The following is a 12,005-nucleotide window of genomic DNA, read 5'->3' on the forward strand; positions in this document are numbered from 1 at the left end:
CAAAAGCGCCGCTGCACAGGCAGCGGCGCTTAGCAGGCTAAAACAGGCGATCAAACCGTAAACGCGGCTTCTTTTTCTCCACTTTTCAGGTCACCAGAGCGCACTAGCTCATCGGTCACCCGATCAATGGCGCGCTTGGCACGGCCGATCATCTCGTCCACTTCATCACGATTGATGGTCAGCGGCGGTGCGAAGCCGAGAATGTCGCCTTGGGGCATGGCGCGGGCAATCAGGTTCTCTTCCATGGCGGCGGCGGCTACACGAGGGCCGACTTTGAGTGTCGGATCGAAGTGCAGGCGCTGTTTGGCATCTGGTGAGAATTCCAGTGCCGCCATCAGGCCAACGCCACGAACGTCGCCCAGCAGAGGATGACCTTCGAAGTTAGCTTTTAGCTGCTGCTGAAAGTAAGCACCGGTTTCTGCCGCGTTGCCCACCAGGTTTTCTCGCTCAATAATATCCAGGTTGGCCAGGCCAGCCGCGCAGCCCAGCGCGTGACCGGAGTAAGTCCAGCCGTGGCCGATGGGGCCATACTCACCGGTTCCTTGCTCCAGCACCTGCCACACCTTCTCGCCAACAATCACGCCAGACAGCGGCTGATAAGCGCTGGTGAGGCCTTTGGCAATAGTGACCAGATCAGGCTTCATATTGTAGTGGTGGCTACCGAAGTCAGAGCCGGTACGGCCAAAGCCACACACTACTTCATCGGCGATTAGCAGCACATCGTACTTCGCCAGTACGGCCTGAATCGCATCCCAGTAGCCTTCCGGCGGCGGTACGATACCGCCAGTACCCAGCACCGGCTCGCCAATAAAGGCGGCCACGGTATCCGGGCCCTCTTCCAGAATCATGGCTTCCAGCTTCTCGGCGCAGTAGGCGGAGAACTCAAGCTCCGTCATACCGTGCTGTTCGGCGGCACGCAGATAGTAGTGCGGCGCTTCGGTATGGCGAATGGTGTCAATCGGCAGATCGAAATGGTCATGGAATGCTTTCAGGCCGGTCAGCGAGCCGGAAGCAATGCCCGAACCGTGGTAGCCGCGCATGCGCGAAATGACTTTTTTCTTCTGCGGGCGGCCCAGCACGTTGTTGTAGTAACGTACGATCTTGAGCTGTGTTTCGTTGGCGTCCGAGCCGGACATGCCGTAGTACACCTTGGACATATTCATCCCGGCGATTTTCAGAATGCGCTCGGAGAGCTCGATCTGCGGCTCGTTGGAGTGACCCACATAGGTGTGGTAGTAAGAGAGTTCCAACGCTTGCTTATAGATCGCTTCGGCCACTTCGGTGCGACCGTAGCCGATGTTGACGCAGTAAAGCCCGGCAAAGCCATCGATAAATTCACGGCCATCTTTATCCACGATATTGATGCCTTTACCGCCGGTAATCACTCGGCCCGGCGCATCGCCATGGGCGAAGTCGCGCAGGTGGGTAGAGGCGTGGAAAGTGACTTTACGGTCGCGTTCGATCAAATCCTGATGCAAGCTCATAGCGTTCTCTCTATACGGTAAACCTCCCCAAAAAGTGGGGAGGTATTTTATCTTGGGTACTAACGAATTTCTTGGGCACCTAGCGGTGCCTTCGCCTGGCGCAGCCGGCCTCCCACAGAAACAGCTCAATTTCCTGAACGGGTATTGTGGGAGGGCGCTTCAGCGCGCGATGCTGTTCTCCTCAAATCTAGCTACCAGAAACTGAACCCAGCGCGCCCAGGCAGTAGTATTTCGTTTCCAGGTACTCATCGATACCCGTGGCGCCGCCTTCCCGGCCAAGACCGGACTGCTTAACGCCGCCGAAAGGCACCGGCGGGCCGGTCATCTTCACTGAGTTGACGCTGACCATACCGTACTCGAGTGCGCGCATTAGCTTCCAGATACGGCGAATATCGTGGGTGTAGATATACGCGGCCAGGCCGTACTCGGTGTCGTTGGCCATTTCGATGACTTCGTCGTCGGTGCTGTAAGCAGTGATACCGGCCACAGGCGCGAAGTTCTCTTCCCGCCACACTTTCATCTGAGGCGTTACGCCGGTTAGCATCACCGGCATAAAGAAGTTCTCACCGGGCGCTTGGCTTTGGTCGCCGCCGACCATGGTGGCGCCTTTAGAAATGGCGTCATCGACAATCGCTGCGGCTTTCTCTACTGCTTGGCGGTGTATCAGCGGGCCAAGATCGATCTCCCCCTGCAAGCCGTTGCCCACGGTGAGTGCGGCCATACGTTCGGCGAACTGCGCAACGAACTCATCGTGAATGGACTCGTGCACAAGGATGCGGTTGGCTGCCAGGCAATCCTGCCCCGCGGTTTGAAACTTGGCGTCGACGGCCGCGTAGGCAGCCTCTTTGGGATCCATATCCGGCCCGACAATAAACGGCGCGTTGCCCCCCAGCTCCAAAGACAGACGCTTGACGGTATGCGCGCTCTGCTCGATCAGAAGGCGGCCAACGCGGGTGGAGCCGGTGAATGACAGCGCCCGAATGCGCGGCTCAGCGCAGAGAATTTTCGAGACCTCCGCCGGGTCACCCAGCACCACGTTAAAAATGCCCGCTGGAATACCTGCGCGCTCGGCAAGTTCTGCCAGCGCCAACGCCGAGTAAGGCGTTTCATTGGCAGGTTTGACGATCACCGGGCAGCCCGCCGCCAGCGCAGCGGCGGCTTTGCGGGTGATCATCGCCAACGGGAAGTTCCAAGGCGTAATCATTGCCGCGATGCCCACCGGCTCTTTAATGGTGCCCAGCGATGCGTTCGGGATATGGCTAGGGATAGTCTCGCCATAGGTGCGCTTGCTCTCTTCGGCAAACCAGCGCACAAAGCTGGCACCATACTCAACTTCACCACGGGCATCGGGCAACGGCTTGCCCTGCTCCAGCGTCATGATAGTGGCGAGGTCTTCACGGTTGGCTTGTATCAGGTCGTACCACGCCAGCAAACGCTCGCAGCGCTCATCAACGCGCAGGGCGCGCCACTGAACAAAAGCGACTTCAGCCGCATCCACCGCAGCGGTAATTTGCTCGGCTTCCAGCAGCGGGATATGGCCAATGGCTTCGTTGGTGGCAGGGTCATAAACCGCTTCTTCGCGTCCGCCTTCCCCGTGGGTCCACTTGCCGTTCACGTAGGCGTACTGCCGGAACAGACGCGGATCTTCCAAGCGCTTTGCGAGCGTGGCCGATAGTGTGGTCATGGGAACCTCTCCTCAAATGCAGGCTGGCTAACCGAGCACTGCAATCACTGTGTGGCATTGTCAGCAAGCACTTATTAGCCTTGCCGTCGAATGCCCCCAGGTTAACGGAGAGTGGCCACGAAGTGTTTTTGAAAACCGAGGCTTATCGCGCGACTTTTTTTGTCAGTAGTCGTTTAACAGTGCTTTTTTTTGGTGGGCTAGCCAGAATAATGAAAGGTGTGTTTTAAAGTACATCATCGGTATCAATACCGATGGGCACCCGCTTAACGGTCTTCGTCACGATATAAGTGAAGTAGCGCTCGATACCGACTTCCGAGACCAGCCACTTATCCATCAAACGCTGGTAGCTATCGATAGTGCGCGCCTCAAACTTCACCAGATAATCGACCCCGCCGCCTACTGCGACGCACTCAGTAACTTCTGGCGTTTTCATCACCAGGGCTTCAAAGCGGGTGAAGCTTTCGGCGTTGTGCTGTTTAAGCTCTATCTGTACCCAAACCGGGTTGCGTGGCACCAGCACGTCGGCGTCAATGCGCGCACTATAGCCCTGGATAACCCCGGCATTTTCCAGCCGCTTTACCCGCTCCCAGCAGGGACTGACCGAGAGGTTGATCGCCTCGGCCAGCTTCGACTTGGTGATTCGCCCGTCGCGGGAAAGAATGTCGAGAATTTTCAGATCGTAACGGTCAAGTTTCATCACGATGAACGTTACGCCTCCAGGCGTTCAACAACATCGGCGATCACCGCCAGGGTGTCCCCCATATTGATCAGCGAGGGCGCACGGCGAGCCATTAAAATACCGTCGCGCTCTGCTTTATAGGCCACCGGCTCGGGGCCGCTGCGGGTCATATCGTACACGTAGGCGATGGTTTGGCCTTTTTTCACCTCGTCCCCCAACGCGACCAACAGTTCTAGCACGCCCGAGTGCTGGCTCTGCACGTAGCAGCTGGCATCGGGCATATCGAGGTACATCTGCCCGCCTGCAGGCATTGCCACTTCGCCTTCTACCAGGCCGTAGTGAATCAGGAAGTTGCGTACACCGCGTTCGGCAATCGCGATACTCAGCGGCGTCGAGGTGCCGCCGCCGCCAAGCTCGGTGGCGACGAATACTTTGCCCTGGCGCTCGCAGGCGGTGTCGAAGAGTTTTTCCGCATCCAGCTCAAACATCACCATGGCGTAAGGGGCACCAAAGGCTTTGGCACCTTCCAGAGCTGCCTGCTGCTGCGCTTTATCATCCAGCACGTGGGATGCACCAAACGGAAGAATGTCCAGCGTGCGGCCACCGGAGTGCAGGTCGAGTACTACGTCCGCCATGGGCACCAATACGCGGGTAAAGTAGTCGGCGATTTGTGGCGTAACGCTGCCGTTGGGGTCGCCGGGAAAGCTGCGGTTAAGGTTGCCTTTATCCATCGGTGAGGTGCGCTTGCCCGCCATCACCGCCGGGGTGTTCATGCACGGCACGATAATCACCCGCCCCGTCACGTCTTCTGCCTTCAGCGTTGAAGAGAGCTTCAACAGCGAGGTGATGCCTTCGTACTCATCGCCGTGGTTACCGCCGGTCAAAAGCGCCGTTGGGCCGTCGCCGTTTTTCACCACGGTCACGGGGATCATCACCGCGCCCCAGGCAGACTCATCGGTAGAGATCGGCAGCTTTAAAAAGCCGTGCTGCACGCCATCGGCATCAAAATCAACGGTGGCGGAAATCGGGCTAGGCCGCAGTTGGCTTGGTTGATCGGTCATTGGATGTTCCTTTTTTACAATCCGCTACTTAACAAACAGCTGGCGCGGGAAATTGGCCAGGGTTTCGCAGCCATCTTCAGTAATTAAAATACTCTCGGTAATTTCCAAGCCCCACTCCTCTACCCATAGCCCCGGCATAAAGTGGAACGTCATGCCAGGTTTGAGAATGGTGTCATCCGAGGGACGCAGGCTCATGGTGCGTTCGCCCCAGTCGGGCGGGTAAGAAAGACCAATCGAGTAACCACAGCGAGCGCCGCCGCGGTCAAAGCCGTATTTATCCATCGCTGCACCCAACGCCATGGCGATATCCGCCGTGCAATTGCCGGGCTTGGCCACCGCCAGTCCGTTTTCGATGCCTTCCAGCAGGGCGGATTCTGCACGGATAAAGTCAATCGGCGGTGACCCTAAGTACACAGTGCGCGACATCGGCGCGTGGTAGCGCTTAAACACCCCGGCAATCTCAAAGAAAGTGCCTTCGCCTTTGCGAAACGGCGTGTCGTCCCAGGTCAGGTGCGGCGCCGCGGCGTCTTTGCCGGTGGGCAACATGGGCACAATGGCGGGATAATCACCGCCAAACACTTTGCCGTTCTCATCCACAAAGCCTTCAATGCCAACGCGATAAATTTCCGAGACCAGCTTGCTCTTCGGCAAGCCAGGTTCAATGACTTCCAGGATACGCGTGTGCATGCCTTCGACAATTTTGGCGGCAATGCGCATGTACTCGACTTCTTGCGGCGATTTGATCGCCCGGCACCAATTCACCAGCGAGTTGGCATCCATAAAGCGCGCATGGGGCAGCTCTTTAAGCAGGCTTAAATAGGCCTTGGCGGAGAAGTAGTAGTTATCCATCTCCATGCCTACCACGCCCAGATGCCAGCCGCGGTCAGGCATAATCGACTGCGCCAGATACTCCATCGGGTGCATATCCGGATTCTGTACGTAGTAATCCGGGTAGTAGGTAATATTGTCAGGGTCGATCCAGCATGTGCGCAGGGCACCATTGGCATCCATGCGACGTCCGAACCATACCGGCTCGCCTTCAAGGCCCACCAGCACACACTGATGCACATAAAACGACCAACCGTCGTAGCCGGTTAGCCAAGCCATATTGGAAGGGTCACTGACGATCAATACGTCAATGCCGCGACTGGCCATTTCAGCACGCACTTTCCACAGGCGGGTAGCATACTCTTCGCGCGTGAAAGGCAGGGAAACCTGAGTCATCGGGCAACTCGCCATTAAAGATCACCAAGAACCAGCGTACTGCCCACTATAGGCACGCAACGCTGGGCCACAGGATCGACCTGGCCACCACCGATCAGGCGTCGGGGTTGCATCTGCTGCCATTGCAGCAGGCCCGCCAATGTCGTCTTAAGCCGATACTAGCACCGACCCTTGGTCAGCGGTCAAAGGCTTTATGACAAAAAGTGCATACGGCATCGATATTTGCACTAAGCAAGCTTGCAACGGCCTCTAGGGCTCACCATGATAGCTTGCAGTAATAACACTTTTATCAAGAGGGGATGGCGATGAAAATTGTTGTGCATATTGATGAGGCTGATCAGTGGCAAGCGGCGCTTGCGGAAGCATTGCCCCAAGCCACTGTGCTGACCAGCGAGGCGCCAGCGCATGAGCGAAAAGGTGCGGACTATCTCGCTATCTGGAAAGCCCCCGCCCACTTGCTGCAAGAGCAGACCCAGCTTAAAGGCATTATCAATTTAGGCGCCGGGGTGGATTACCTGCTGAAAACCCCAGGACTACCCAGCGATGTGCCCATTGTAAAATTACGCGACGCAGGCATGGGCGAGCTGATGGCCGATTACGCTCTGTATGGCGTACTGCACTTCTATCGCAGCATGGATCGTTACGCGGAACAGCAGCAAAGCACCACTTGGCAGCCGCAGGAAGTGGTAGAGAAGGCGCAATGGCCTGTAGGTGTATTAGGGTTAGGGGCCATTGGCGGTTTTGTGGCCAGCGCTCTGCAGCAGGCTGGTTTCCCAGTGCTGGGCTGGAGCCGATCCCCCAAACAGATCAGCGGCGTACACTGCTTTCACGGCGATGATGGGCTAACCGAACTGCTCGGCCAAGTGCAAAGCCTGATCACTATTCTCCCTGACACGGCCGCCACCCAGCATATTCTCAACGCCGAGCGACTGGCCCAACTGCCCCAGGGCGCCAGCGTGATTAATCCTGGTCGTGGCAGCTTAATTGATGAGCAGGCGCTGTTGGATGCGCTGGGAAGAAGCGCCGGTCAGACAGGCCACTTGCGAGGTGCACTGCTGGATGTATTTCATGAAGAGCCGTTGCCCACTGACAACCCGCTATGGCACCACCCCAAGGTAATCGTCACACCGCATATGGCGGCACCCACTCCGCTGAATGATGCCATCGACCAAGTGATCTCTTACTTGCATGCCTTTGAATCAGGCGAAAAACTCTCCACGATAAACCCCGAGGCAGGTTACTGACGACGCTACCACCGGCTATACTGGTGCGCTGGGAACCAAGTGCAGTCTCAAGGCTCTTAGGAAGATACGTTTTTATGGAGGAAGGCTCTTGGTCAATGTTCTCGCACGACTGCCTAGCCGCTTGCTAGCAGGTATGGGGCTGAGTTTTGCCGTCTTGTGTTCCAGCGATATGGCGTTAGCAGCAGACACACTTAAAGACCCTCGTCCCTTTGAAGCACAGTACCGGCTAGAGGTTCGCGGTTGGCCTGGGGCGACTATTACCCATCGTCTCTCTAACGAAGGAAATCACTGGTTAAGCGATATGCGCTTTTCGGTCACCGTGGCGCGCGGCCAGGAGTTCAGCCGTTTTTCGCTGAACAACAATGATACCCACGCGTTGCTCTATAGCAGTAGCTATTCGTTGCTGGGCGTGGGCGACAGTTATCAACTGAGCGAACGTGATATTCCCACCTTAGACCGGCAGACGGCGCTCTTTGACCTATCGCGCCGAGCAGGTCACGAAGAGTGCACAGAGAGCGCCCCGTGCGATATTGAGTTTGTCGATCACAAAGGGCGTGATGAGCATTTCCAATACTATGTTGAAAAGCAGCGGGTAACTGATCCTAGTAGCATTGGGATGCCGGGCGACGAGTTCGAAGCACTCAACGTATCGCTCATCGATATGGAAAAGCCTAACCGCCTGCTACAGATCCGTTTTCACCCTGACTGGCCCGGCCTGATTCTATCGGTGGTGTACCAAAAAGAGGGCAGCCGTGAAACCCAGCTGACACTGACTAACTTCAACCCAAACGGGGGCGCGACGCCCTAAATGTTTTCAGGTTTATTGATCGTTCTATTACCACTTTTATTGGGCTACTTAGTTCGCGTCCGTTCCGCACAGTTACAGAACTTGATCAATCGAGCGGTTAATAGCTCGGTCTATCTTATTCTACTGTTCATGGGTATAAGCCTTGCCGGCCTTGAGAATCTGTCTAGTCAGCTTTCACGCTTGGGCGGCAACGCCTTGCTGTTGTTTAGCATTACCACCCTGTTTAATTTAGCAGCGCTATGGTGGTTATCGCACCGTTTAACGCTTAAGGCAGGCAACTCGCCGGTGGTCAAAGACGCCCCCACCAGCAAGCTGGCGGCCATGCAGGGGTCGCTGTTATTGGTCGCCGTGGTGGCTGGGGGTGTGATCACTGGCTTGCTGCTGGGGCCACACCTGGGCGAAAGACTTTTCAACACCGCAGATTTACTGGCCGAATGGGTACTCTATGTACTGCTAGCGCTGATCGGCTGCCAACTGCGTAACTCCGGCATGCCACTCAGGCAAATATTACTTAATCGCATGGGGCTGGCGATTGCCATCACGCTGGCGCTAAGTTCGCTGTTAGCTGGCTTAGCCGCCGCCCCACTGCTCTCGCTAAGCTGGAACGAAGGCCTAGCGATGGCATCAGGCTTTGGCTGGTACTCGCTTTCAGCCATTTTGATTGGCGACCAGCTTGGCCCATTGATGGGTGGCGTGGCATTTTTCAACGATCTCACCCGTGAGTTGCTGGCGTTTATCCTGATTCCGCTGGTCATCCACCGCCACACCGCCTTGGCCATTGGCTACGGCGGCGCCACCTCCATGGACTTCACCCTCCCCGTCATTCAGCAGCACGGCGGCGTAGCCTGCGTGCCTATTGCCGTGGTCAGCGGGTTTATTCTCTCGCTGCTGTCACCACCGCTGATTCTGTTTTTTCTCTCGCTTTCGGGTTAACTATTCAGGCTATAAAGCAAACGTGCGCGCTCTAAGTGTTTGCGCATCTCCTCTACAGCAGCCCGCTTATTGCCTTGCTCGATACAGTCGATAATTTTGGCGTGCTCCAGCAGGGTAATATCCTCGTTGCCTTCCCAGTGCAGCAAACTAGCGTGAAAACGCGCCAGCCAACCCAGCATGGCTTGGCTAGTCGCCATAAAAATCGGATTGCGGGTTATCCCGGCAATGGCGGTATGAAAGGCCATATCGACCTCGATAAAGGCTTGAGCATCGCCATTTAAATGCCCGCGCTGCTGCTCTAACAGCTCTCTTAAGTGAGCAATGTCTTGCGCGGAGGCCTGACCTGTCGCCTTTTCCACCATGCCCAGTTCAAAGAAGGTGCGTGCCTCTTTAAGTTGTTCAAGCGACTGTGGCGAGCTAGCGAGCATATGACGAGCGGTTAAATCGATCTGCGACATCAATCCTACCGCCGTCGGCTGCAGTACTTTAGGGCGCTGACCATGGTTTATCTCGACAAGACCAATACGCTCAAGTGTTTGCATCGCCTCACGGATTGCCGGTCTTCCCACGCCATAGCTATCCATCAGCTCGCGCTCGGAAGGCAGCGCATCACCAGGCTTGTATTGGCCCGCTTCAATCATTTCATACAGTCGATCAAACACCTCATCTGACAGCTTGCGCCGAGTGATTTTAGGGGCTGGTTGCACGGCGGTTTCTCCTAACAAGCCAAACAGCGGCTTGGTTATCCAATGAGCGTCAGCAGTCTAACGCTGCACTACTGCAAATGGGCAAAATTTACTTAAATACGACCAAAGCAGCATTTGACAGACTGCTATAGATATTATGTCATCATACCAGTTGCCGAGCAATCAGCTCTTTCCCTTTAGACCCTCGGCCAACACATGGCTAGCGCCATGCAACCCCTTCATTGGAGTCTGCTATGACCAACATTGCCCTTATCGGCGCAGGCGGAAAAATGGGCTATCGCCTGTCGAGCAACCTGCAACCGTCAGATTACGCCGTCAGCCACGTTGAATTGAGTGACGCAGGCCGCCAGCGCCTATTGGAAGGCCTCGGAATCAGTTGCGTAGATGCCAAACAGGCAGTTCCCGAGGCTCAAGTAGTGATACTAGCGGTTCCCGACACGCTAGTGGGCCGCGTCGCCGAAGAGCTATCGCCACTAATGGCCAGCGGTACCATGGTGATCACCCTGGATGCCGCCGCCCCTTTTGCCGGCCACCTGCCCAGCCGTGACGACTTGGTCTACTTCGTGACGCACCCTTGCCACCCACCGATCTTCAATGATGAAACGGATCTAGATGCCAAGCGTGACTACTTTGGCGGCGCCAAGGCTAAGCAGCACATCGTCAATGCCCTGATGCAGGGGCCTGAAGAGCTTTATGCATTAGGTGAAGCGATCGCGAAAACCATTTATGCGCCGGTGGTTCGCTCGCATCGAGTGTCGGTTGAGCAGATGGCACTGCTTGAGCCCGGACTTTCTGAAACCGTATGCGCCACGCTGCTGGTAGTAATGCGCGAAGCAATGGATGAAGTCGTTGCCCGCGGCGTTGACCAAGAGTGCGCGCGCGACTTTTTACTCGGCCATATGAATATTCTGGCGGCAGTCATTTTCGAGGAGCAGCCCGGCGTATTCTCCGATGCCTGCAATAAAGCGATTGAAAATGGCAAACCCCAGTTGATGCGCGATGACTGGAAACGCGTATTTGAGCCTGAGGAAATTGCCGAAAGCATTCGGCGTATTACCTAGGGTTAATGCGACTTAAACACCTCAGCTCTACCGCTAATTACAACAAACTGGAGTAGAACATGACCTCTTACAAGCTCAACAAAATATCAGTCAGCATTGCGGCCACCCTCGCCTCAGCCCTTGTACTGACCGCCAGCACCTCAGCGTTTGCCGTTCAAGAGATGAATCTAGCGTTCACGCCGCCACTCAACTCCCACTATGGTGAGGCAGGCCAAGCGTTTGCCGAAGAGATTGACCGGCTTAGCGACGGTGAATTTAAAATCAATCTGCGCCCTGCCAGTGCATTAGGCGGCGAGCGCGACGTACTTGAAGGCCTTCAGATCGGTTCAGTGGAGCTGACGCTAACCTCCACCGGCCCTATCGGTAATTTCGTCCCCTCGGTTTACGCTCTGGATTTTCCTTTCCTATTCCGCGACTACGATCACGCCCATAAAGTGCTGGATGGCGAGATTGGCCAATCACTGCTGGAGGAGTTCGAAGACGAAGGCTTAATCGGATTAGCCTGGGCGGAAAACGGTTTCCGGCACCTCACCAATAGCGTGCGCCCGGTCAAAACGCCCGAAGACATGGAAGGCATGAAGATTCGCACCATGGAGAATCAGGTGCACCTGGAAACCTTCAAAGCCTTGGGCGCCGCACCAACGCCCATTTCTTGGACAGAAGTCATTACGGCCCTTCAGCAAGGCACCATCGACGGCCAAGAAAACCCGATACCCATTTTGACCGTGAATAATATGTGGGAGATCCAGGATTACCTGACGCTGACTGGCCATGTTTACTCCCCCACTGCCCTAGTAATGTCCAAGATCTATTGGGACGACCTGAGTGAAGAGCAGCAAGGCTGGTTCAGAGAAGCGGCTCAGGTAGCCGCTCAAACCTCACGTGATGCCGTCCAGCGTATCGAAGCGGAAGGCGTTGATCTGCTGCGCAGTAACGGCATGGAAGTGGTGACCGAGATCGACTACGAGCAGTTCCGTGCCGCCGCCGAACCTGCCTACGAACGCTACGCCGACCAGTATGGCAGTGAACTACTAGAGCGTATCCGCGCAACCGAGTGAGCCTTCCTCTGCTGCATGCCTCCCTTACGGGAGGCATTTTCTCCCCGACGATGAGGTTTACG

The 12,005-nt window shown here is 56.0% G+C and carries 11 protein-coding genes; 5 read left to right on the forward strand and 6 right to left on the reverse strand.

What is annotated here, in order from left to right; all coding sequences use genetic code 11:
- Nucleotides 1-50: 50 nt before the first annotated feature.
- From ACT3UM_RS03735 to doeA, 5 genes are all read right to left on the reverse strand, one after another.
- Nucleotides 51-1,484: an aspartate aminotransferase family protein gene (locus tag ACT3UM_RS03735; protein ID WP_498896244.1), complete on the reverse strand. Its 1,434-nt coding sequence runs from the start codon at nt 1,482-1,484 to the stop codon at nt 51-53.
- Nucleotides 1,485-1,671: 187 nt separating this feature from the next.
- On the reverse strand, nt 1,672-3,168 hold the full coding sequence (locus tag ACT3UM_RS03740; RefSeq protein WP_498896246.1) for an NAD-dependent succinate-semialdehyde dehydrogenase: 1,497 nt from the start codon (nt 3,166-3,168) through the stop codon (nt 1,672-1,674).
- A gap of 223 nt (nt 3,169-3,391) precedes the next feature.
- Complete coding sequence (locus ACT3UM_RS03745; protein ID WP_498896248.1) at nt 3,392-3,868, reverse strand: Lrp/AsnC family transcriptional regulator; 477 nt, start codon at nt 3,866-3,868, stop codon at nt 3,392-3,394.
- Nucleotides 3,869-3,876: 8 nt separating this feature from the next.
- On the reverse strand, nt 3,877-4,908 hold the full coding sequence (doeB, locus tag ACT3UM_RS03750; RefSeq protein ID WP_498896250.1) for a N(2)-acetyl-L-2,4-diaminobutanoate deacetylase DoeB: 1,032 nt from the start codon (nt 4,906-4,908) through the stop codon (nt 3,877-3,879).
- A gap of 24 nt (nt 4,909-4,932) precedes the next feature.
- A complete protein-coding gene (gene doeA / locus ACT3UM_RS03755; protein ID WP_498896252.1) occupies nt 4,933-6,132 on the reverse strand; it encodes an ectoine hydrolase DoeA in 1,200 nt (399 codons plus the stop codon).
- 305 nt (nt 6,133-6,437) lie between these two features.
- Between doeA and ACT3UM_RS03760 the strand changes: the two genes are divergently transcribed.
- The 3 genes from ACT3UM_RS03760 (at nt 6,438) to ACT3UM_RS03770 (ending at nt 9,117) form a co-directional block, all read left to right on the forward strand.
- Nucleotides 6,438-7,376, forward strand: coding sequence for a 2-hydroxyacid dehydrogenase (locus tag ACT3UM_RS03760; RefSeq protein ID WP_498896254.1), 939 nt, complete (start codon nt 6,438-6,440; stop codon nt 7,374-7,376).
- 88 nt (nt 7,377-7,464) lie between these two features.
- On the forward strand, nt 7,465-8,184 hold the full coding sequence (locus tag ACT3UM_RS03765) for a hypothetical protein (RefSeq protein WP_498896256.1): 720 nt from the start codon (nt 7,465-7,467) through the stop codon (nt 8,182-8,184).
- A complete protein-coding gene (locus ACT3UM_RS03770; protein ID WP_498896258.1) occupies nt 8,185-9,117 on the forward strand; it encodes a LysO family transporter in 933 nt (310 codons plus the stop codon). It abuts the gene before it with no gap.
- On the opposite strand, the gene nanR is transcribed toward ACT3UM_RS03770, so the two are convergent.
- Nucleotides 9,114-9,824 (reverse strand): transcriptional regulator NanR, encoded by a 711-nt coding sequence (nanR, locus tag ACT3UM_RS03775; protein WP_498896260.1) that lies wholly within the window; start codon nt 9,822-9,824, stop codon nt 9,114-9,116. The two genes, ACT3UM_RS03770 and nanR, sit on opposite strands and share 4 nt — an antisense overlap.
- Nucleotides 9,825-10,057: 233 nt before the next feature.
- On the opposite strand from nanR, the gene ACT3UM_RS03780 reads away from it, so the two are divergent.
- Nucleotides 10,058-10,885: a phosphogluconate dehydrogenase C-terminal domain-containing protein gene (locus ACT3UM_RS03780; RefSeq protein WP_498896262.1), complete on the forward strand. Its 828-nt coding sequence runs from the start codon at nt 10,058-10,060 to the stop codon at nt 10,883-10,885.
- Nucleotides 10,886-10,944: 59 nt separating this feature from the next.
- The gene (locus tag ACT3UM_RS03785; RefSeq protein ID WP_498896263.1) at nt 10,945-11,943 is read left to right on the forward strand and encodes a TRAP transporter substrate-binding protein; all 999 of its coding nucleotides are present in this window, start codon (nt 10,945-10,947) and stop codon (nt 11,941-11,943) included.
- Nucleotides 11,944-12,005: the final 62 nt, after the last annotated feature.

The organism is Halomonas sp. AOP13-D3-9, from assembly GCF_052379125.1.
Classification (GTDB): Bacteria; Pseudomonadota; Gammaproteobacteria; order Pseudomonadales; family Halomonadaceae; genus Vreelandella.